Source organism: Streptomyces sp. NPDC002156, from assembly GCF_053593675.1.
Genome location: NZ_JBSFDA010000062.1, coordinates 18,721 through 39,987 on the forward strand (window position 1 = coordinate 18,721; position 21,267 = coordinate 39,987).

A 21,267-nucleotide genomic window follows, 5' to 3' on the forward strand; every position below is an offset into this window, starting at 1 on the left:
GGGTCACCAACCGTGGGTGAGGACGTCGTCGAGAGCGGCGACGAACACGTCCGCGCTGTCCCGGGTCAGACACAGCGGCGGTTTGATCTTCAGCACGCACTGCCGGTCGGAGGTGGGCTGCATGATCACGCCGAGTTCGCGCAGCCGCTCGCAGATCGCGGCCGTCTCCTCGGTCGCGGGCTCCAGGGTCGTACGGTCGCGCACGAACTCCACGCCCAGATAGAGGCCCGAGCCGTGCACGGCGCCGATCAGCGGGTGCCGGTCGGCGAGTTCGACGAGCCGTTCCTTCAAGTGGCCGCCCACGTCACGGGCGTTGGCCTGGAGGTCCTCGTCGCGCAGGACGTCGAGGACGGTCAGGCCGACGACCGAGCTGACCGGGCTGCCTCCGGAGGAGGAGAAGAAGTAGCCCTGGGTGCGGTAGGCGTCGGCGATCTCGCGTCGGGTGATCACCGCGCCGAGCGGGTGTCCGTTGCCCATGGCCTTGGCGACGGTCACGACGTCCGGTACGGCGCCCTGCTGCTCGAAGCCCCAGAAGTGGGTGCCGAGCCGGCCGTAGCCGACCTGCACCTCGTCGGCGATGCAGAGGCCGCCTGCGGCGCGGGTGGCTTCGTAGACCTGCTTCAGGTAGCCGTCGGGGAGGGCCATGCCGCCGGCGTTCCCGTAGTACGGCTCGCACAGGAAGGCGGCGGGTGCGCGGCCCTCGGCGGCGAGTTCGGTGATCCGGGCGGCGGCCTCGGGGCCGTAGCGCCAGGCCTCCTCGCCCCGGTAGCGGCCCCGGTAGGTGTTGGGCGCGGCGACCGTGTGCACCCAATCGGGGCGCGAGGACAGGGCGTTGGGGTTGTCGGCGACGGAGGTGGAGACGGCGTCGCTCGCGAAGGTCCAGCCGTGGTAGGCCTCTTCGACGGCGACGACGTCCTGCCGTCCGGTCGTCGCCCAGGCGAGCCTGAGCGCGAGGTCGACCGCCTCGGAGCCGCTGTTCACCAGGAACACGGTGTCGAGTTCGGCGGGGAGCAGTGCGGTGAGCCGTTCGGAGAGTTCGACCACCGAGGCGTAGTGGAAGCGGGAGTTGGTGTTGAGCCGTTGCCACTGGCGGTGGACGGCGTCGCTCAGGGCGGGGTGGCCGTGGCCGAGCACGGTCACGTTGTTGAGCATGTCGAGGTAGCCCCGGGCCCGGGTGTCGACCAGGTGCTGACGCCAGCCGCGCTCGATGCGGGGCGGGGCCTCGTAGTAGTGCTCCTGGACGGTGGCGAGAGAGTTGTTTCGGCGCTCCAGCAACTCCGTTTCCCCGGCGGGTGGTTCGGGAGCGGTGGCGAGCAGGAGTGCCGTGGGGTCCGGGCACACGTCCAGCCAGCCGGCGGCGAGTTCGGGGGTGGCGAAGCGCGGTGGGCGCAGGCCGGGGAGCATGGAGAGCTGGACGTGCAGCCGGTGGGGGCCGTCGTGGTCGGCGACGGTACCGAGCAGTTGGCCGGGCTTGACGGGGCCGGCAGGCAGGGGGCCGGTGTCGAGGCCGTCCAGGATCAGGTCGGGGCCGTTGTCCTGACGGAGTGTCACCACCCAGTCGGCGTCCCGGGTTAGCGTGCCCTCCCAGGGCGCCCGTACCTCCAGCGGGCCGGTGACGTACAGCTCCACGCCGAGCGCGCAGGTCTCGGGCAGGGTCTCGGTGTCGACGGTCGTGCGGGTCAGCCGGTACTCGCCGTGCCGGGTTCGTACGGCCTGATGGTCCGTCAACAGCGAGGCGGCAAGGGCTTGTTCGACGTCTGCGTCCTGCCAGCGGCCGGTGTGGAGATCGTCGGCGAGCACCGACAGGTCGAGGGCGGGTACGGCGTCCGGGAGGGCGGGCAGCAGGCGGTCGCCGGTGAGCGGTGCGGGGGTCGTCGACAGGCCCAGCGCGTCCCGGAGTTGTGCCGTCATCACCTGTGCCGGGACCTTCGTCGCGACCTCGAACATCGTCCACTCGCGGTCCAGCGCGGCCGAGGCGTAGTCGTTGTCCGGGTCGAGCCTCACGTCGTACTGGCCGCTGACCACCAGGACGGCCGCGCGCAGCACGAGCAGTGGCCAGAGCACCGCGATCTCGTCGTCGCCGAGCGGGCGTTCGGCGTGGAAGGCGCGCACGGCGGGCAGCACGGACGTCGGGCCCGCCCCGTGGTGGTGCAGGACGGAGGTGCAGGCGACGGCCAGTTCCGCGACCGTCCAGCCGAGGCCCAGGTCGCCGAAGTCGATCACGCCGACGGGCAGGGGGCGGCCGTCGGGGGCAGCCTCGCAGACCACGTTGTTGTCGGTGATGTCACCGTGGACGACCTGGGTCGGCAGCCCGTCGGCGTACGGCCCGACCAGGGCGTGCGCGGCGCGGGCGGCCCGTAGGACGCGCTGGGCACGGAGTTGGTCGGGCAGGTGCGGGGCCAGCGTCTCGACCACCGTGAGCGCGTTGCGCAGGTCCCACAGCCGGACCCGGTCCGGCTCGGCGGCGTCGAGACCGGCCAGGGCGGCGGCGACCTGTCCGGCGATACCGCCGAGCCGGGCGACGACCGACGGGGCGAGGTAGCGGCTGTCCATGATCGGCTCGCCGGGGACGAAGTCCAGGAGCAGACAGGCGAGTTCCGAACCGTCGACGGTGAGCCACTGGAGCCGGTCGCCGTCGACGCCGGGCCTGGCCCGCGGGAGCCTCAACTCCGGGAGCGCCGAGGCCAGTTCGTCGATGGCCGCACATTGTGCGCGCAGGGCGGCAGGGACGGTGGCCGGGTTGGCGATCTTCAGGACGTGTTCGGCGGTGTCGGTGCGCACCCGGCAGTTCTGGTCCTGCTGGCTGCCCAGCGACTGGACCGTCCCACACACCCCGAACCGCTCGGCGAGGAGCGCGAGCACGTCGGCCTCGTCGACCTGGGCGATCGGCTCGACGAGCCAGTCGGTGGAGGGAAGACCCATGGGTGGCACCGCTTCTCCTGCGTGTGTCTCTTGCCTTGCATGTCTCCGGCGTAGCGCGTGACTTGCATGCCGGAACGTTCCGGCAAACGTAGATCCGACATCCCGGAGCGTCAATACCATGAGGGGACATTTCAAAAAAATTGAAAGTTTGGGGTTGGTAAGGCTACCCTCACCTCGCCCCCGCCGCTCAGCGGCCACTCGCACCTCCTGGATGGCGTCATGAGAGTCCCCTCCCTCGGAAGAACCCTGGCCGCCTGCGCGGCCTCCGCCCTGCTCGTACTGACCGGCTGTGCGGACTCCGACTCCGATTCCGACTCCGCCGGTTCGTCGGAGGCATCCTCCTCGGCGTCCGCCGCCGCCTTCCCCGTGAGCATCAAGCACGCCTTCGGTACGACGGTGATCGAGAAGAAGCCGACGCGCGTCGCCACGATCGTGTGGAGCAACCACGATGCCGCACTCGCCCTCGGGGTCGTCCCCGTCGGCATTCCGAAGCAGACGTACGGCGACCAGGACGGCGACGGCGTGCTGTCGTGGACCACGAAGAAGCTCACGGAGCTGAAGGCGGACACCCCGGCGTTGTTCGACGAGTCCGACGGCCTGGACTTCGAGGCGATAGCCGACACCCGCCCGGACGTGATCCTCGCCGCCCACTCCGGCCTGTCCAAGGCCGACTACACGACCCTCAGCGAGATCGCCCCGACCGTCTCCTACCCCGACACCGCGTACGGCACGACCTGGCGGGACACCGTCCGGCTCGACGCCGAGGCGCTGGGCCTCGCCTCGGAGGGCGACGCGCTCGTCGCGAGCCTGGAGAAGTCGATCGACGAGGCGGCCGCGAGCCACCCCACGATCGCGGGCCGTACCGCGCTGGTCGGCTACATCGACCCCAAGGACTTCAGCACGGTCGGCTACTACACCACCCACGACGCCCGGAACCAGTTCTCCGTCGACCTCGGCATGAAGTACCCGGACAGCCTCACGGACCTGTCCGCGAAGACCGACGAGTTCTACTCCACCATCAGCGCGGAGAAGGCCGACGTCTTCGACGACGTCGACATCTTCGTGACCTACGGCGACGACAAGCTCCTGGCGAGGCTCCAGAAGGACCCGCTGCTCGGCAAGATCCCGGCGATCGCCAAGGGCGCAGTCGTCGTCCTGGAGGACAACTCCGAGCTGGCTGCCGCACTTTCCCCGCCCACCGCGCTCACCATCCCGGCCACCACCGACGAGTACGCCGGTCTGCTCGCCGACGCGGCGGCCAACCTCAAGTGAGAGCGCGCTCGTCGCTGTGGCTGGCGGCCTGTGTGCTGCTGGTCGCCGTGGCCGCCGTGCTGTCCGTCATGTTCGGCGCCCGGACGGTCTCCCCCGGCGACGCGCTGGCCGCCCTCGTGCACGGCGACGACGGCTCCCTCGCCCGGGCCGCCGTCCGGCAGCGTGTCCCCCGTACGGGGCTCGCGCTGCTGGTCGGCGCGGCGCTGGGCACGGCCGGCGCGGTGATGCAGAGCCTGACCCGCAATCCGCTGGCCGACCCGGGCATCCTCGGGGTCAACGCCGGTGCCGCGCTGGCGGTCGTCTACGGCATCGCGTACCTCGGCATCAGCACACCCGCGCAGTACATGTGGCTGGCGGTCGGCGGGGCGGGTGCGGCGGCCGTGCTCGTGTACGTGATCGGCTCGCGCGGGCGGGGCGGTGCGACGCCGGTGAAGCTGGCGCTGGTCGGGACGATGGTCACGGCCGCGCTGTCCTCACTGGTCAGCGCGGTGCTGCTGCCGCGTCTCGACGTGGTGGACACCTTCCGGTTCTGGCAGATCGGCGGGGTGGGCGGGGCGTCGGCGGACGGCATCCTCCAGGTGCTGCCGCTGCTTGCCGCCGGTTTCGTGCTCAGCCTGGCCTCCGCGCGGGGCCTCAACGCGCTCGCGCTCGGCGACGACCTGGCCACCGGTCTGGGTCAACACGTCGCCCGTACCCGCCTGTTGGCGGCTCTCGGGGCTGTCCTGCTGTGCGGGGCCGCGACTGCGGCGGCGGGCCCCATCGGCTTCGTAGGCCTGGTCGTCCCGCACATGGTCCGGCTGCTGACCGGCCCCGACAACCGCTGGGTCCTGCCCCTGTCCGCCCTCACCGGGGCAGCCCTCGTGACCCTCGCCGATGTGACGGGCCGTCTGGTGGCCCGGCCCGAGGACATGGAGGTCGGCATCGTGACGGCGGTCATCGGGGCGCCGGTGTTCATCGCCGTTGCCAGGCGGCAGAAGGTGCGTGAGCTGTGAGCGAGACCGTCGGGGCCACTGGGGTCGAGGTGATCCGTCGCGGCCGACGGCGCCGGGTCCGCCGTAGACGAGTGGTCATCGCCTGCCTGGTCACGGTGCTCGCCGCACTGTTCGTCATCAGCCTGTGCGTCGGTCACACCGTCTACTCCCCCTACGACGCCCTGCGCGTCGTCCTCGGTGAGACCGTGCCCGGCGCCTCCTTCACGGTGGGGCGGCTGCGGTTGCCGCGGGCGCTCACCGGGCTGCTGGCCGGGTTCGCGTTCGGGCTGGCCGGGGCGACCTTCCAGACGCTGCTGCGGAACATGCTGGCCAGTCCCGACGTCATCGGCATCACGTCGGGGGCGAGTGCGGCGGCCGTGTTCGCGATCATCGTGCTGGGGCTCGGCGGCACGGCGGTGTTCGTGGTCGCCGTACCGGCGGGAGTCCTGGTCGCCCTCGTGATCTACCTGCTCACCTACCGTCAAGGGGTGCTCGGCGCGCGGCTCGTGCTCGTCGGCATCGGGATGGGCGCGCTCCTCAACAGCGTGACCTCGTATCTGCTGCTGCGGGCGCCGGCCTGGGACGTGCAGGAGGCGATGCGCTGGCTGACCGGGAGCCTCGGCTCGGCGTTCTGGGACGGGGTGGGCCCGCTGACCGCCGGAGTGGTGCCGCTGTCGGCCGTACTGCTGGCGCTGGAGCGCCCGCTGACGGCGCTTCAGCTCGGTGACGACAGCGCCCGCGCGCTCGGCACCCGGGTGGAGACCGTACGGCTGGCCCTCGTGCTCGGCGCGGTCGGACTGACCGCCCTCGCCACCGCGGCGACCGGCCCCATCGCGTTCGTCGCCTTCCTCTCCGGGCCCGTCGCCCAACGGCTGACCGGCGGCAACGGCTCACCGCTGCTGCCGGCCGCGCTCACCGGCGCGGTCCTCGTCCTGGCCGCCGACCTCATCGGCCAGTTCGCCTTCGACACCCGTTTCCCCGTCGGTGTCGTCACCGGAGCCCTGGGCGCGCCCTGCCTGCTGTGGCTGCTGGCCCGGCCCGGCCGTACCCGCCTTGCCCGTCGTGCCGAAGGAGTCCTGTGAGCGCCACCCGTACCCTCACCGTCGAGGCGGCCCGCTTCGGTTACGCCGGACGGATCGTCGTCGACGGCCTCGACCTGCGGGTCCCGCCGGGCGCGGTGACCGTGATCGTCGGCGCGAACGCCTGCGGCAAGTCCACGCTGCTGCGCGGGATGGCCCGGCTGCTGGCCCCCGAGCGCGGGTCGGTGCTGCTCGACGGCAAGGACATCCACCGCACGCCGACCCGTCAAGTGGCCCGCGCGCTGGGCCTGTTGCCCCAGTCCCCCACGGCGCCCGAGGGCATCGCGGTGGCCGACCTGGTGGCGCGTGGCCGCACCCCGCACCACGGACTGCTGGGCCGCTGGACACCGGCCGACGACGAGGCGGTGGCACGCGCCATGACGGCGACGGGCGTACTGGACCTCGCCGACCGTCCCGTCGACGAACTCTCCGGCGGACAGCGCCAGCGGGTGTGGATCGCGACCGCCCTCGCCCAGGAGACCGACGTCCTGCTGCTCGACGAGCCGACCACCTACCTCGACGTCACCCACCAGGTGGAGGTCCTCGACCTGCTCACCGACCTCAACCGCGACCGGGGCACGACCGTCGTCATGGTCCTGCACGACCTCAACCTCGCCGCCCGGTACGCCGATCACCTCGTCGCCGTGAAGGACGGCGCCCTGTACGCGACGGGCGCTGCGGCCGAGGTGGTGACCCCGCGGACCGTGGCGGACGTGTTCGGCCTGCGCGCCGAGGTCATCGAGGACCCGGTGTCGGGCGCCCCACTGGTCCTGCCCGTGGGCAGACACCACACCCGGGGCGTCTAACTCTCCTGACCCTCCTGGCCGTCCCGCTCCTCCTTGTACCTGCGCCAGGCGGCGGGCAGTTGCTGTACCTCCAGCAGCCAGCCCAGGTAGTCCCGCATGTTGCGGATGCGCTGGTGGGCGGGGCCTCCGGGGACGGTCCCGGCCAGTGCTCGCGCGGCGAGGTCGCGCTGGCTGCGGAGATAGCCCTGTTCCTTGTCCAGGAAGCCGCCCCAGACGTCCTCGTCCATGACGTAGTAGTGGGCACGGTCGTCGGGGCGCCGCACCCGGCGGACGAATCCCGCCGCGATGAGACTGCGGGTGTACGTCGACACCGAACCGCGACTGGCTCCGGCCACCTCGGCCAGCTCCTCCGCCGACACGCCCTCGGCCGCGTCACTGACCATCAGATACGCGGCGATCCGTCCTTCGATGCGCGAGGACCCCATGCTCTGCCAGTAGTCCGCGAAGCTCTCGATGAACCAGTCCGGGAACGTCTCCCCGGCCCGCTCGTCCATCTCGCCCTTCGGCCCGCCGTCCTGCGGTTCCACTGCTCTGCCTCCCCGGCACATGATCTTCCGGGGAGCCTAGGGAACATGGCACGACGGGGCAAACGACGGACGGACTGCCGATCCTGGCGTCGGCCGACGGTGGCACCGCCGTCGCGACAGATCTCGCCGGAGGCAGCCGCCGAGCCCGAGCAGCCCCGCCACCTCCGCGTCGGCGAGGGCCAGGGCGGCATCGACCTGCGCACCCGTCCCCGCTGACCGGACCCTCCGCAAGACCGCGATCCATGGTGCCGGGTCAGGGCCGTCCTGCTCCGGTGTGGTCGCGATGGCGCCCGCCGAAGCGGATGACCAGGAGAACGGCGAGGTTACGCGGCCACCGTGACCACGTGCTTGCCCACGACGCCGCCGCGTTCGAACGCCTCGTGTGCGGCGGCGGTGTCCGCGAGCGTATACACGCTGTGGACCACCGGGCGCAGCGCACCCGATGTGACGTGGTCGGCCAGGTCGCGCAGTACGGCGGTGTCGGGGTTGGCGCTGAAGGTGCGGATGCGGCGGGAGCCGTGCACGCTGGACGCGGCGATCGCGGCCAGGGCCGGCGCGGACAGTCCGACGGTGACCATCCGGCCCCCCTTGGCCAACCGGCTCCGGTAGCAGTGCAGTTCCGAGCCGACCGTGTCCACGATGACATCGAAGGGGCCGATCCGGTCCGAGGTGGTGGAGCCGTAGTCCAGGACCTCGTCGGCACCGAGGCCGGTGAGGAGCTTGGCATGGCGGTCGCGGGCCAGTGCGGTCACGTGGCAGCCCATGGCGTGTGCCAGTTGCACGGCGGCTGTGCCGACGCCGCCGGCCGCGCCCCGGACCAGGACCTTCTCCCCGCTCGCCAGGCGCACGCTGTCGCGCAGCGCGATCAACGCCGTGGCTCCCGCGACGACCAGGGAGGCGCTGTCCGCCGGTGAGAGACCGTCCGGGGCGGGCGCGATGCGGTCGGCGGACACCACGACGTACTCGGCCGCCCCGCCGGTGGTGTGCCGCTGCCGGGGATGCACAGTGCCCCACACCCGGTCCCCGGCCCGGTGACCCGCGACATCGGCGCCGGTCTCGACGACGGTGCCGGCGAAGTCCAGCCCCACACCGATCGGGAAGCGGCGTCCCGACACCATCTTCAACTCCCCGGCGCGGACGATCACGTCGTGTCCGTTCACGCTGGACGCCCCGACCGCAACCAGTACCTCCCCCGGACCGGGAACGGGGCGCTCGACGTCATTGACCCGCAAGACATCCGCGGCACCGAAACTCGTGATCTGAACGGCCTTCATGTCGCTGTCCTTCCGCGGCCTGCTGAGTGGTTGATCCGATGCTGAACCCTCCACGCGGCATCACGGTCGTTCGCCTTTTCCTGGGACTGGCAGACCCACCCTCACGAGTCGCGTCGGCGGCATACTGGCGCCGTGACCGACGCCCCCCTCGCCATGAGCGACAATCCCCGCCGCGAACTCGCCGAGTTCCTGCGAACCCGCCGAACCCGCCTGCGTCCGCAGGACGTCGGCCTCGAACCGGGCCCGAGGCGGCGCGTCGCCGGGCTGCGGCGGGAGGAGCTGGCCCTGCTGGCCGGGGTGAGTTCGGACTACTACCAGCGCATGGAGCAGGGGCGCGACGTACGGCCCTCGGAGCAGGTCCTCGACGCCCTCGCGCGCGCCCTCAACTTCTCCGCCGAGGAGTCCCGGCACCTGCACAGTCTCGCCGCCGCCGCGCGCACCCCGGCCCGCAGCCCGCGTCCGTACGTGCCGGAGGAGGTGCCCGACACCACGCTACGACTGCTGCGCACCATGACCTCGCCCGCCCTGGTGGTCGGCCGTTTCCTGGACGTGCTGGCCTGGAGTCCGCTGGCCGCCGCCCTGCTGGGCGAGTTCACCCAGCAGCCCCAGGAGCAGCGCAACCTCCTGTCGCTGCTCCTGCACCCCGAGGCCGACCAGGCATGCCCGGAGCGGGCGGCCACCGTCGCGGAACTGATCGGGATGCTGCGGACGCAGGTCGCCGCCGATCCGGGGCACCCGCGCGCCGTCGAACTGGTGGGTGAACTCGCCGTCCACAGCGACGAGTTCGCCGCCCTGTGGGCCCGCCACGACGTGGAGGAACCGACCCGCGGCCAGATGCGCATCAACCACCCCCTGGTCGGCGAACTCAACCTGGACTGGGACGCCTACCCGCTGCCGGGCACTCCCGGCCCCGCCCTCATCGTCTGCACCGCCGCCGAGGACAGCCCCGACGCCGAGCGACTCCAACTGCTCGCCGGCCTGCTCGACACCCGCTGCCCCAAGACGGAACGCTGAGTCCGGAGACCCACAGAGCTGATCTTGAAGTGTCAAGGCATACTCGGCAGTTGAGACAAATGACCCTGGCGCCGAAGGTGCGCCCCCTCCGAGTGTGTGGCCTATGGGGTTGCTGTGGTTCGAGTGGCTGGTGCAACAAGGCCTGTGGACATTCCCTACCTCTCCAGGGAGCAGTCAGTGTTCCGCCGCCCAGCAGGGTCGCCACGGCGAGGCGGCGGTGTTCTCCTCGACACGCTCGACGCGATCGTCGCGCTTGGTGCCGGGAATCGGGGCGATGTCGTCGCCACGACGACCTTGTCACGGCGGCCCTTGACGGCCCGTCCGACGAGTTCCTCGTTGGTGAACGGCCCGTAGACCTCGGCGGTGTCGATGAAGGTGACGCCCAGGTCGAACGGCCGGTGGATGGTCCGGTCACCTGGGCAGGCCGCGCTGCGTCTGGCCCCTCCGGCCGCCGTCACCGGGGCGGGCGCTACGGCTTGTCGGTCGGTCGGGGGGTCTCGGCCGACTCAGCCGGCCCGGAGTCGTTGATCGGCTCGGACTCGTCGATGTCGTCAGTGGTGGCGGCCCAACTGGCCAGCAGGTTCAGGGCGTCCTGCGAACGCGACGCGGGCTCGGCGGTGTATATGAGGAGGCTCTGGCCGGCGTCGCCCCCGAGCGGGAAGGTCTCGAACGGCAGGTCGAGGTCGCCGACGTCCGGGTGGTGGAGCCGCTTCATGCCCGTGGTGTGGATCCGGACGTCGTGGGCGGCCCAGCGACGACGGAAGTCCTCGCTGCGAGTGGACAGTTCCCCGATCAGGTCCGTCAGCCGCCGGTCGTAGGCGTCGCGGCCGGCCTCGGCCCGCAGCATTGCGACCACGTCGTTCGCGACCTCGTCCCAGTCGCGGAAGAACTCGAATGCGTGCGGGTCCAGGAAGACGAACCTTGCGTTGTTGGGCGGCCGCGCCGGGTCGGCGTAGACCGGGGAGAACAGCGCGCGTCCGAGGCGGTTGGCGGCCAGGATGTCCAGGCGTCTGCTCAGGACGAACGCGGGTGTGCCGGTCATCGAGTCGAGGACGCGCTGCACCGCGGGCCGCACGCGCCGCTGGGCCGGCCTCCGCCGCGGCGGACGGGTCGTGCCGGCGCCGCGCAGGAGGTCGAGCAATTGGATGCGTTCGGCCTCGTCGAGTCGCAGCGCTTGCGCGATGCCGTCGATGACGCTCTCCGAGACACCGCTGGCGTTGCCGCGCTCCAGCCGGGTGTAGTACTCGCTGGAGATGCCCGCGAGCAGGGCCACCTCCCCTCCCGGCGCAGCCCGGTGACCCGCCGACGGTCTCCCCCGTACGAGGGCAGCCCGGCCTGCTCAGGAGTGATCCTGGCCCGCCGCGTGCCCAGGAATTCCCTGATCTCCGCACGGAAATCACCACGAAACGGCACTTCTGCCGCCGGTCCCCAGCCCCTCCGCTGCGCCGTCGCCGCTGCGATCCTCGGAACCAGAAGGATGAATCACGCGCATGCGTCGGTACACCAAGCCGACCGTCGTCGTCTCGCGTCACGGCGGAGTCCGCCTCCTGGAACCACGGCACCGCGCAGGTGAACAAGCGCGTCATGGAGCGCTTCACCAGTGAGTTCCTGCCCACCGGCGAACATGAGGGCTTTCCACGACCTCAAGTGGTCGGTGGAGGACATACGGGCCGAGGCCGACACCGTGGCCATCCGCTACACCATGACCGGCGCTCACCACTCCCGTCGGCACGTACGGGTTCCCCGTCGGCCCCGCGCCGTGCATCCGGCGAACGAAGAAGAACAGGACATCCCATGGCAACGAATCTGACCGGCACCGTAGCTCTCGTCACCGGCGCGAGCAGCGGTATCGGCGCCGCCACCGCCCGCCGGCTCGCCGAGGACGGCGCCTCCGTCGCCCTCGTGGCCCGCCGCAAGGACCGCCTGGCCGACCTGGCCGCCGAGATCGAGAAAGCCGGCGGCACAGCCCTGGTCGTGGAAGCGGACATCACCGACCGCGCCCGGGCCGAGGCCGCCGTACAGCAGACCGTCGAACACTTCGGACGTCTCGACACCCTGGTCAACAACGCCGGGCTGATGCTCCTGGGCCCCGTCGTCGGCGCGGACGCCGACGAATGGGAGCGCATGATCGCCATCAACGTCCAGGGCCTGCTCCCCGCCTCAGGATCCGAGCGGGTGACCACGTGGGCGGTGGACCGTCCGGGCGGCGCGGCAATGCTCCCCGGCACGCCCGGTGGCCGGCACCCTGAGAGCCGCAGCCCCACCACCACCGCCACCGCCACCGCCCAAGGCGTCGGCCCGCCCGCCGGCATGACCCAATCGATGAGGAACCACCCGTGAGTGCCCTGTTGACCCCCTGACCCCGCGGTCCTTCAAGATCCCCCACCGCATCTGGACATCTCCGATGTGCATGTAGTCCGCCACATCCGACGGCCCGGAGAGCGGGGTACCGACCGACTCGCACCTCACCCAACTGGCCGGCCGGGCAGCCGGCCGCGGGATCGTGATGGCCGAGGCGACCGGAATACAGCCCGACGGGGCGCATCACCCCCTGGGACCTGGGCCTGTGGAACGACCGCCGACAGCGGACCTCGCGGGGCGGTTCAGGCCGCGGAGTCGACAGTCAGCGCTTCCACAGCCTGTCGCCCGTCGGCCGCCTCCGCGACCACCACCAGGTCGTCGGTCAGGTCCAGCAGGGCGCGGAAGCCCGCCCGTACGACGGTCTGGTCGTCCACGAGCACCACACGCACCGTCACGATCGCTCTCCTCCGTCGCCGTCGCGGGCCGGCAACTCGGCCCGCACCCGGAACCCGCCGCCGGGCACCGGCCCACAGTCGATCGTGCCCCCGGCCGCCGCCGCCCGCTCCCGTATCCCCATCAGCCCGAAGCCACCCTCAGTCGGGGACGGCGACCGCGAGCCGTCGTCGACGACCTCCACCGTGAGCCGACCGTCCCGCCGGACGACGGACACCTGCGCATGCCGGGCGCCGGAGTGCTTGACCACGTTCGTCAGCGCCTCCTGCACGATCCGGTACGCAGCCAGCCCCACCACCGACGACACCCCGTCCGGCGCTCCCTCCCGCCGGAGCGTGATCGCCACATCGCCGCCGGCGAACCGGTCCAGCAACTCGGCGAGCCGCTCCAGCCCCGGCGCCGGCTCGACCGGATCCCCCTCCGGCGCGCGCAGCACGGTGACGGTGGCCCGCAGCTCCCGTACCGCCTCCTTGCCCGCCGCCCGCACCTGACGCATGGCCGCCCGGGCCACCTCCGGCTTCACGTCAAAGGCGTCCAGCGCCACGCCCGCCTGCACGGTCATCGCCGTGACGGTGTGCGCGACGACGTCGTGCAGCTCACGGGCGATCCGCACCCGCTCCTCGCCGACCCGGCGCGCCGCCTCCCGCTCCCGGTCCGCCTCGGCGCGGGAGGCCCGGGCGGCGTACTCGTCGAGCAACTGCTGCCGCATGCGCACCACTTCACCCAGCAACAGGGGCACCAGCGGCCACAGCATCTCCAGTACCGGCAGCCCCTGAGGGTTCACCACGTCGTGGCCCACCCACAGCGCGACCGCACCCGCGGTGAGGGAGGCGATCAGCCCGGTCCGCACGGTGCGACGCCGGTCGCCCCGCACCGCGACCGAGTACAGCGCCACGATCACCGGCAGGTTCAGCAACTCCCCGATGTGCCCGTACAGCGCCCACCCGGCACACGCCGCCCCCGTCACCACCGCGACCGCCACCGGCCACCGCCGCCGCCACACCAGCGCCAGCAGCGAAACGACCAGCAGCAGCCAGGTGAACCAGTCCGCCTGGCGGTACTCCGGGGCGTTCGACCACGCGTCCAGCCCGGTGAACCACGCGACGACGGCCACCACGAGCAGGTCCACGGCCCTGGGCGAAAGGTTCCGCAGCCGGGCGGCCAGACGATCGAAGGGCGTCACGTGTACACGGTACGAGCGGTGGTGCCCGGGCGCGTACGACAGCGGGAGTAGCCGCGTGCGAGCCGTCGGACCGTGGGCCCGTGTTCGCAACAGGAGCTGAGCGAGCAACAAGGACCGCCGGGCGAACGCGATCACGCTGACCCCAGAGGGCCTGGTGGCGCTCGCCGAGGTGGAGCGAAGATCCTCGACGTGAAGTGAGCCGGGCCGGCCCAGGAGCGGGCGCCCGCACCGCGCGGGCCGTGCCCTCGGGTCCCATCGCGTCGATCACGCGTGGTACGGCATCCACCGTAAGGAAGTTGGTGACAAGCCAGACCCGCACTGTTGTATGTGGTGTCGGTCGCGTGCTTCGTCTGCGCGCTCGTGGAGGGTAGACGTACGTCCTGCCCCGTATGGGATGGCTCCGGCCGACGCTGTTGTCTTCCGGAAGTCTGCGGGCAGGGCCACCGCACGGGAAGCCCGCCCTGCCGACGGGTCGAACAGCGCTACGCGCGCAGTCGTTTGATCAACGTCTCGGCGGCGGTGAGGAGTTCGTCCGTCGTGGTCGTCGTCTGCTGGAGGTCGACCAGTACCTCGTCGGCGCCCGCCTCGGCCGTGCTGAGGAGGTAGTCGGCGATCTGGTCGATCGTTCCCGTGTTCGGGACGAGTTCCGCCGGGGCCTCGTCCTGGGTCAATAGGGGGTTGACGCGTAGGACCATGCGCAGTGCGGACGCGTCCCGTCCGGCCGCGTCCGCGGCGAGCCGGATGGTGTTCCACATCGCTGTCAGCGCGGGCAGGGGCAGTCCCACCGCGAGCCAGCCGTCCGCGCGGCGGCCGATCCGTTCGAGGGCGCTGGGCGAGAACCCGCCGAGCAGAACCGGCGGACGGGGACGCTGCGCGGGCTTGGGTTCGATGGCCGAGGGCGGGATCGTCCACCGTTCACCGTCGTGCCGTACGGTCTCGCGGGTCCAGATCGTCTCCGCGACGTCCAGCCACTCCTCGAGACGGGCCCCGCGTCCCTTCCACGGCACACCGGCTGCCCGGTACTCGTCCCGCAGCCAGCCGATGCCCAGGCCGACGTCCAGCCTTCCGTGGCTGACGACGTCGAGGGAGGTGAGTGTCCGGGTGAGCAGGACAGGGGTGTGCCACAGGGCGTTGAGCGTGCTGGTGCCGAGCCGTACGCGCGTCGTCACGCCCGCGGCCAGGGTCAGGACGGTGAGCGGGTCCAGGAAGGTGCGGTACTGCTCCGGCATCGTGCCGTCGCCGCCCGGATAGGGGTCGCTGGGTTCGTGCGGCGCGAGGATGCGGTCCGCGGCCCACAGACTGTCGAAGCCCAGACTCTCCGCGGCGCGAGCCACCTCGACGATCGCCTCGGGCGTGGCGAACGTGCCGTACTGAGGTACGGCCAGGCCGATCCGTAACTGGGGCATCTGGGGAGACTCCTTCGCGTGGCAACGGCCCGACGGGCCTGCGGGCGGCCCACGCTAGGCCGCTCTTGTGCACGAGGAGTGCGTGAAAAGTGGGCGCGGACGGTGTCCAAGTACGAAGTTCTGGATGTCGTCGTCGGGATCATCCGTGGGACCGTCGCCGCCGGGGCCAAGTCGCTCCGTGGGAAGCGGCATGGACGATTGCTGAACGCCCGTACAGGGACCGCGGCCCGGTGTCGCGACTGCGCCGGTGGTGAAGTCGCGCGAGAAGCCCGTCCCGTCGGTTCCGGCAATGCTCGCCACGGCCGCGATGCACGCTGCGACGCCCTCCGCCAAGCCGGTTGAGGCGGCTCGGGCCGGGCGGGTCCAGCCCGACGTGGCGTGTGCCGCCGGCAGCTCGCACTCGTACGGGCTCAGCACCTCGTACGGCAATTACGCTCTCCTCGATCAGCCCTCCGAGCCGGAGCCGGCCGCGGCTTCGCTGGGCGCGCAGGTTGGGCAGTACCCGCAGTCGCAGCGCTCTCTCACGCCACTTCATCGGCGTGTTCCTCCTTCGGCCGCTCCACCGGGCGGTCCGGCCCGGAGGTGCCCAGGCCGGGTATCCGTTCCGTCGGCCGACGAGCAGGTAGATGACCACGCCGGCCAGGGCGAAACAGCCGACGCCGAGGAACATGGTGGTGCCGTCGTAGGCCGCGAGCAGCAGACCGCCGGTGAACGGGCCGACGAAGACGCCGAGTTGGGCGAAGGTCTGCGCGCCGAAGTAGGAGCCCCGGCGTGCTTCCGGCGCGATCCGGTCGATGATGGCGAACTCCGCCGGATAGATGAGGATCTCGCCGAGCGAGAAGACCACCATCGCGACGACGAAGTGCCAGATCTCCTCCGAGAACGCGAAGCCGGCCATGCCGACGACGGTCAGCAGACCGCCGACGACGATGGCCGTCACCGGGTTGCGCCTCTCCACGAACCGCGAGACGAACAGCTGCAGCGCCACCACGGTCACCGCGTTCGTGGTCAGCACATACCCGAGGATCACGGTGCCGTCGGCGAAGCCGTCGGAGAGATGCTGCGCGAGCAGCGAGGAGATCCGGCCGTGCACGCCCTCCAGCAGGATTCCTGCCAGGCCGACCAGGTAGACACCGTAGCCCGCCGCGCCGACGACCGGCCCGACGGCGAAGCCCATGTTGATGGCCATGTACTGGTAGGAGAACGTCTTCACCCGCCGTTCCGGCGGGAGCAGGTCGCTCAGCAGCGCCTTGCCCACGGGTCCGAAGGAACTGCTGCTCAACGCCATCATCGCGTTGAGGACGAACACCGCCAGGACACCGTGGCTGAAGTAGAGGCCGATGACGAAGCCGATCATCCCGGCTGGAGCCCGAGTTCCTTGCGCAGGAACACGGCCAGGAAGGGGACGGTGACCGAGTTGGCGAGGCTCATGATGCCGGCGCCGACGATCAGTACCTTCGCGAGGACGGGCAGCGCTGCGGTGGGCGTGGGGGTCGAGGTGGGGGTCATCGCGCTGTTGCGCCTTTCCGGGCCTCGTGCCGGGCTTCTCGATCTCGTACGGAGCGTCGTGCGCGGTGAGGGACTGTTGCAGAGTTCGGCCGCACGCCAACCGGGCACGGCCGTTAGGTGGCCGGTCGGCGGTGGGGCGTCACTCGTGCCCGTGCTCCTCCGAGCCGCTCTCCTCTGCGCGCTCACCCTCCGCCGGGGCGGTGTCCCCACCTAGGCCCGCCTGGACGGTGAAGTTCGCGGTCCGCACCTTGCCCTCGTGCTTGAAGTCGAGGAAGAGGCGGTAGCCGTGGGCGCTGGGCGCGGTGGCGGTGAAGGAGACGGTCGGCCCGGGCTTCGTCTTGGGGTCGCCGGCTTCGCTGTCGGGGTGGACGTGGAGGTATGCCAGGTCGCCGGCGCGCAGCGCGACCAGGTGCCCGTAGGCGCCGAGGTAGGGCTGCAGGTCGGTCACAGGCCTGCCGTCCTTGGTCACCTCGAAGGTGAGCTCCCGTGCGGAGCCGGCGTCGAGGTCCCCGCGCAGGGTGACCGTGTAGCCGTCGACCTTGCTGGTGGACACCTGCTCGGGCAGCGGCTGCGGCTGGTAGCTCCCCGCAACCGCCAGGTCGGTGCCCAGGGTGAGGCTTTCGCCGTCCCCTGCGGCCGGGGCGAAGTCCGCGAAGAGGCGGTAGTCGCCGGCCGTCGGCAGGTTCACGGGCATGCTCCACGTGCCGTCGGTGGAGCGCGTGGGGTGCAGGTGACGGTAGACGGTCAGGTCGCGGGAGGCCAGGATCAGGTGGAGTTCCTTCTCCTGTTCCACCGTGTAGTCGGTGACCGGTCGCCCCTTCGCGTCCAGGACGGCGAACCGTATCTCGGTGGCGCGTCCGCGCTCGATCCGCGGGGTCTTCAGGTCGATCGAGTAGCCGTGGGCCGAGACCTGCAGTCCCTCGGGGACTTCCACGGCCTCGTCCGTGCCGCCGCCCTCCGCCGTCTCGACCTCACTGGCGGCGTGCGTACCCGCTTTGGTGCCCGAGTCGTCTGATCCGGCGAGGCTGCCCACACCGTAGGCCGCGCCGAACACGAGGGCGAGTGCTGCGGCGAAGCCGGTGATCTTCGGCCAGGTCTTCATAGGAGTCTCCCTGGAAGGGCCGACAACAGGAACGTCATACGCCCGAACCTATACCCCCATGGGGTATCCTGCAATGGATGCGAACATACACCCGGGGGGTATACCATCTACCCCACGGGGGTATGCCAGCAAGATCGCGATCTACCCCACGGTCTGAGACCTTCCGGGGCCGACGGCCCCGGGCCCCGCGTTTCCTCCCCGCCGGGCGTGCCGCTCCCGCGCACGTGGATGCCGTACGTTCCGGCCCGTCCCAGGAGAACCTCCCATGACCATCGCGGCTCCTGATACGAGACTGCACGGCCCCGCACCCGCGTCCGCCTCCGAGGTCGAGCTCTCCATCGGCGGCATGACGTGCGCCTCCTGCTCGGCCCGCATAGAGAAGAAGCTCAACCGCATGGACGGCGTCACGGCGACCGTCAACTACGCCACCGAGAAAGCGAAGATCTCCTACGCGGACGGCATCGAGGTCGGCGACCTCATCGCCACCGTCGAGAAGGCCGGCTACACCGCCGAGGAGCCGCCCCCTCCCGCTCCACCGGCCGGCGAGGAGGGCGACGTCCAGGCGGCCGGACCTGTTGTGGACGGGGAGTTGCTCTCCCTGCGGCAGCGTCTGCTGGGGTCGCTCGCGCTCTCGGTGCCGGTCGTGCTGATGGCCATGGTCCCGGCCCTGCAGTTCGACAACTGGCAGTGGCTGTCGCTGACACTGGGCGCACCGGTCGTCGTCTGGGGCGCGTTCCCCTTCCACCGGGCCGCGTTCACCAACGCCCGGCACGGCGCCGCGACCATGGACACCCTGGTGTCCCTCGGCACGCTCGCCGCGCTCGGCTGGTCGCTCTGGGCGCTGTTCCTCGGTGATGCGGGCATGCCGGGCATGCGGCACGGCTTCGAGTTCACGATCTCCCGCTCGGACGGCTCCTCCTCCATCTACCTGGAGGCCGCGGCCGGCGTGACCACGTTCATCCTCATCGGCCGCTACCTGGAGGCGAAGTCCAAGCGCAAGGCGGGCGCGGCACTGCGCGCACTGCTGGAACTGGGTGCCAAGGACGTGTCGGTGCTGCGGGACGGCAAGGAAGTACGCGTCCCCGTCGCGCAGTTGGCGGTCGGTGACCGCTTCGTCGTACGCCCCGGAGAGAAGATCGCGACCGACGGCACCGTGGTCGACGGATCCTCGGCGGTGGACGCGTCGACGCTGACCGGCGAGTCGATGCCGGTCGACGTGACCGTCGGCGACGCCGTGACCGGCGCGACCGTGAACGCCGGCGGACGGCTCGTCGTCGAGGCGACCCGCGTCGGCGCGGACACCCAACTCGCCCGGATGGCGAGGCTGGTCGAGGACGCGCAGAACGGCAAGGCCGAGGTCCAGCGCCTCGCCGACCGTATCTCCGGCGTCTTCGTCCCCGCCGTCCTGTTCATCGCCGCCGCCACCCTCGGCGCCTGGCTCGGCGCCACGGGCGACACGGCCGCCGCCTTCACAGCCGCCGTGGCCGTACTGATCATCGCCTGCCCGTGCGCGCTCGGACTGGCCACGCCGACCGCACTGATGGTCGGCACGGGCCGCGGAGCCCAACTCGGCATCCTCATCAAGGGCCCCGAGGTCCTGGAGTCCACCCGCCGCGTCGACACCGTCGTCCTGGACAAGACCGGCACGGTGACCACGGGCCGCATGCGACTCCAGGACGTCTTCACCGCACCGGACGTGAACGAGAGCGAACTGCTGCGGCTGGCGGGCGCGTTGGAGCACGCCTCCGAGCATCCGATCGCGCAGGCGATCGCCGCCGGCGCGGCCGAGCGGGCCGGAAGCCTGCCGGTACCGGAGAACTTCGAGAACGTCGCCGGCCTCGGCGTCCAAGGGGTCGTGGACGGGCACGCCGTACTCGTCGGCCGCGAGAGGCTCCTGGCCGAGTGGTCCATCGAACTGCCCCGGGAACTGGCCGAGGCCAAGGCCGCGGCGGAGGCCGAGGGCCGTACGGCGGTCGCCGTCGCCTGGGACGGCGAGGCGCGCGGCGTCCTCACCGTCGCCGACGCGATCAAGGAGACCAGCGCCGACGCGGTGGCGGACCTGCGCGCACTCGGCCTCAAGCCCGTCCTCCTGACCGGCGACAACCGACTCGTCGCCGAGTCGGTCGCCCGGGCCGTCGGAATCGACGAGGTGATCGCCGAAGTCCTGCCCCAGGACAAGGTCGACGTGGTCAAACGGCTGCAGAAGGAAGGCCGTACGGTCGCCATGGTGGGGGACGGCGTCAACGACGCGGCCGCACTCGCCACCGCCGACCTGGGCCTGGCGATGGGCACCGGCTCCGACGCGGCGATCGAGGCCGGCGACCTGACCCTCGTACGAGGTGACCTGCGCGTGGCCGCCGACGCGATCCGCCTGTCCCGCAGGACCCTGGCCACCATCAAGGGCAACCTCTTCTGGGCCTTCGGCTACAACGTCGCGGCCCTGCCCCTCGCCGCACTCGGCATGCTCAACCCCATGATCGCCGGGGGCGCGATGGCCTTCTCCTCGGTCTTCGTCGTCACCAACAGCCTGCGTCTGCGGTCCTTCAAACAGACCGGGGCGTACGGCAGGTCGTGAGGGAGCCCCACAGGCCGCGGTCCGTGCCAGCGATACTGGCCGGACGTTCGAACCAGGGGGACGGAGTGGAGTGGTCGACAGGGCTGTCGGGTCTGGCCGTCGGCCTGTTGATCGCGGCGGTGACCGCGCCGGTGGGGGTCTCCGGCGCGGTGTTCCTCCTGCCCGTGCAACTGAGCGTGCTCGGCGTGCCCAGCCCGGCGGTCACCCCCACCAACCTCCTGTTCAACGTCGTGGCCGGACCGGGCGCACTGCTGCGCTATCGCCGTACGGGCCTGCTGTACAGCCCGCTGACCCGCCGTCTGGTGGCCGGCACCCTGCCCGGCGTAGCCGTCGGCGCCGTGCTGCGGGTCTTCGCCGTCCCGGGACCGGCCGTCTTCCGCCTCCTCGTCGCCGGTCTGCTGATGCCCCTGGGCCTGTGGCTCGTCACACGCACTCTCCGCCCGGCCCGGACCGACCCGCCGGCGGAACCATCTCCCCGCGCCGTCACCGGCCTTGCCCTGGCCGTCGGGATCGTCGGCGGAATCTACGGGATCGGCGGCGGCTCCATCCTCGGCCCCGTCCTGGTCGGCCGGGGCATGCCCGTCGCCCAGGTCGCCCCGGCCGCCCTCGCCTCCACCTTCGTCACCTCCCTGGCCGGGGCCACGGCCTTCACGCTGCTGTCACTGACCGGCGCCGACGATGTGACGCCCCACTGGTACCTCGGCCTGGCCTGCGGCCTCGGCGGGCTGATCGGCGGCTACCTCGGCGCCCACCTCCAACCCCGCCTGCCGGAAACGGCGCTGCGCCTGCTGCTCGGCGCACTCGCCGCCGCCCTCGGCGTCGTCTACGCCGTCCATTCACTGCTCTGAACCTCATGGCCGAGGCGCGCGACGT

19 protein-coding genes and 3 pseudogenes are annotated in these 21,267 nt (G+C 71.5%); 11 read left to right on the forward strand and 11 right to left on the reverse strand.

The window, feature by feature from the left end; all coding sequences use genetic code 11:
* Positions 1-3: 3 nt before the first annotated feature.
* Positions 4-2,922 carry an aminotransferase gene (locus ACWCRB_RS24415; protein WP_450998064.1) on the reverse strand — a complete coding sequence of 973 codons (2,919 nt, stop codon included), beginning with the start codon at positions 2,920-2,922 and terminating at the stop codon, positions 4-6.
* 219 nt (positions 2,923-3,141) lie between these two features.
* On the opposite strand from ACWCRB_RS24415, the gene ACWCRB_RS24420 reads away from it, so the two are divergent.
* From ACWCRB_RS24420 to ACWCRB_RS24435, 4 genes are all read left to right on the forward strand, one after another.
* Positions 3,142-4,194: an iron-siderophore ABC transporter substrate-binding protein gene (locus tag ACWCRB_RS24420; protein WP_450998065.1), complete on the forward strand. Its 1,053-nt coding sequence runs from the start codon at positions 3,142-3,144 to the stop codon at positions 4,192-4,194.
* A 68-nt stretch (positions 4,195-4,262) separates the two neighbouring features.
* Entirely contained in the window at positions 4,263-5,186 is a 924-nt protein-coding gene (locus ACWCRB_RS24425) for a FecCD family ABC transporter permease (protein WP_450998095.1), read from the forward strand.
* Positions 5,183-6,247 (forward strand): FecCD family ABC transporter permease, encoded by a 1,065-nt coding sequence (locus tag ACWCRB_RS24430; RefSeq protein ID WP_450998066.1) that lies wholly within the window; start codon positions 5,183-5,185, stop codon positions 6,245-6,247. Before ACWCRB_RS24425 ends, ACWCRB_RS24430 begins: the two co-directional genes overlap by 4 nt.
* Positions 6,244-7,050, forward strand: coding sequence for an ABC transporter ATP-binding protein (locus ACWCRB_RS24435; protein WP_450998067.1), 807 nt, complete (start codon positions 6,244-6,246; stop codon positions 7,048-7,050). Before ACWCRB_RS24430 ends, ACWCRB_RS24435 begins: the two co-directional genes overlap by 4 nt.
* Here ACWCRB_RS24435 and ACWCRB_RS24440 read toward each other — a convergent pair.
* Positions 7,047-7,577, reverse strand: coding sequence for a GbsR/MarR family transcriptional regulator (locus tag ACWCRB_RS24440; protein WP_450998068.1), 531 nt, complete (start codon positions 7,575-7,577; stop codon positions 7,047-7,049). The two genes, ACWCRB_RS24435 and ACWCRB_RS24440, sit on opposite strands and share 4 nt — an antisense overlap.
* A gap of 45 nt (positions 7,578-7,622) precedes the next feature.
* Between ACWCRB_RS24440 and ACWCRB_RS24445 the strand changes: the two genes are divergently transcribed.
* The gene (locus ACWCRB_RS24445) at positions 7,623-7,793 is read left to right on the forward strand and encodes a hypothetical protein (protein ID WP_450998069.1); all 171 of its coding nucleotides are present in this window, start codon (positions 7,623-7,625) and stop codon (positions 7,791-7,793) included.
* 107 nt (positions 7,794-7,900) lie between these two features.
* On the opposite strand, the gene ACWCRB_RS24450 is transcribed toward ACWCRB_RS24445, so the two are convergent.
* A complete protein-coding gene (locus ACWCRB_RS24450; protein ID WP_450998070.1) occupies positions 7,901-8,851 on the reverse strand; it encodes a quinone oxidoreductase family protein in 951 nt (316 codons plus the stop codon).
* Positions 8,852-8,983: 132 nt separating this feature from the next.
* Here ACWCRB_RS24450 and ACWCRB_RS24455 point away from each other — a divergent pair, with 132 nt between their 5' ends.
* The gene (locus ACWCRB_RS24455) at positions 8,984-9,865 is read left to right on the forward strand and encodes a helix-turn-helix transcriptional regulator (RefSeq protein ID WP_450998071.1); all 882 of its coding nucleotides are present in this window, start codon (positions 8,984-8,986) and stop codon (positions 9,863-9,865) included.
* 278 nt (positions 9,866-10,143) lie between these two features.
* Here the strand turns inward: ACWCRB_RS24455 and ACWCRB_RS24460 are convergent.
* Together ACWCRB_RS24460 and ACWCRB_RS24465 are read right to left on the reverse strand one after the other, a co-directional pair.
* A pseudogene (locus ACWCRB_RS24460) lies at positions 10,144-10,275 on the reverse strand (aldo/keto reductase); the annotation flags it as partial.
* 59 nt (positions 10,276-10,334) lie between these two features.
* Positions 10,335-11,278: pseudogene (locus ACWCRB_RS24465) on the reverse strand (helix-turn-helix transcriptional regulator).
* A 211-nt stretch (positions 11,279-11,489) separates the two neighbouring features.
* Here ACWCRB_RS24465 and ACWCRB_RS24470 point away from each other — a divergent pair.
* The 3 genes and pseudogenes from ACWCRB_RS24470 to ACWCRB_RS24480 form a co-directional block, all read left to right on the forward strand.
* Positions 11,490-11,675, forward strand: a complete 186-nt coding sequence (locus ACWCRB_RS24470; protein WP_450998072.1) for a hypothetical protein — start codon at positions 11,490-11,492, stop codon at positions 11,673-11,675.
* The gene (locus ACWCRB_RS24475; RefSeq protein WP_450998073.1) at positions 11,660-12,205 is read left to right on the forward strand and encodes an SDR family NAD(P)-dependent oxidoreductase; all 546 of its coding nucleotides are present in this window, start codon (positions 11,660-11,662) and stop codon (positions 12,203-12,205) included. Before ACWCRB_RS24470 ends, ACWCRB_RS24475 begins: the two co-directional genes overlap by 16 nt.
* A gap of 16 nt (positions 12,206-12,221) precedes the next feature.
* A pseudogene (locus ACWCRB_RS24480) lies at positions 12,222-12,450 on the forward strand (NADH:flavin oxidoreductase/NADH oxidase); the annotation flags it as partial.
* A gap of 18 nt (positions 12,451-12,468) precedes the next feature.
* On the opposite strand, the gene ACWCRB_RS24485 reads toward ACWCRB_RS24480, so the two are convergent.
* The 6 genes from ACWCRB_RS24485 to ACWCRB_RS24510 form a co-directional block, all read right to left on the reverse strand.
* Positions 12,469-12,621 (reverse strand): hypothetical protein, encoded by a 153-nt coding sequence (locus ACWCRB_RS24485; RefSeq protein WP_450998074.1) that lies wholly within the window; start codon positions 12,619-12,621, stop codon positions 12,469-12,471.
* Complete coding sequence (locus ACWCRB_RS24490; RefSeq protein WP_450998075.1) at positions 12,618-13,802, reverse strand: sensor histidine kinase; 1,185 nt, start codon at positions 13,800-13,802, stop codon at positions 12,618-12,620. Before ACWCRB_RS24490 ends, ACWCRB_RS24485 begins: the two co-directional genes overlap by 4 nt.
* Before the next feature lie 482 nt (positions 13,803-14,284).
* Complete coding sequence (locus ACWCRB_RS24495) at positions 14,285-15,208, reverse strand: TIGR03619 family F420-dependent LLM class oxidoreductase (RefSeq protein WP_450998076.1); 924 nt, start codon at positions 15,206-15,208, stop codon at positions 14,285-14,287.
* Between the two features lie 139 nt (positions 15,209-15,347).
* Positions 15,348-16,565 (reverse strand): MFS transporter, encoded by a 1,218-nt coding sequence (locus tag ACWCRB_RS24500; RefSeq protein ID WP_450998077.1) that lies wholly within the window; start codon positions 16,563-16,565, stop codon positions 15,348-15,350.
* Positions 16,562-16,717 (reverse strand): hypothetical protein, encoded by a 156-nt coding sequence (locus tag ACWCRB_RS24505; protein ID WP_450998078.1) that lies wholly within the window; start codon positions 16,715-16,717, stop codon positions 16,562-16,564. Before ACWCRB_RS24505 ends, ACWCRB_RS24500 begins: the two co-directional genes overlap by 4 nt.
* A 139-nt stretch (positions 16,718-16,856) precedes the next feature.
* On the reverse strand, positions 16,857-17,819 hold the full coding sequence (locus ACWCRB_RS24510) for a hypothetical protein (protein ID WP_450998079.1): 963 nt from the start codon (positions 17,817-17,819) through the stop codon (positions 16,857-16,859).
* A gap of 265 nt (positions 17,820-18,084) precedes the next feature.
* Between ACWCRB_RS24510 and ACWCRB_RS24515 the strand changes: the two genes are divergently transcribed.
* Positions 18,085-20,394 (forward strand): heavy metal translocating P-type ATPase, encoded by a 2,310-nt coding sequence (locus tag ACWCRB_RS24515; protein ID WP_450998080.1) that lies wholly within the window; start codon positions 18,085-18,087, stop codon positions 20,392-20,394.
* A gap of 65 nt (positions 20,395-20,459) precedes the next feature.
* Positions 20,460-21,242 carry a TSUP family transporter gene (locus tag ACWCRB_RS24520; RefSeq protein WP_450998081.1) on the forward strand — a complete coding sequence of 261 codons (783 nt, stop codon included), beginning with the start codon at positions 20,460-20,462 and terminating at the stop codon, positions 21,240-21,242.
* Positions 21,243-21,267 lie beyond the last annotated feature (25 nt).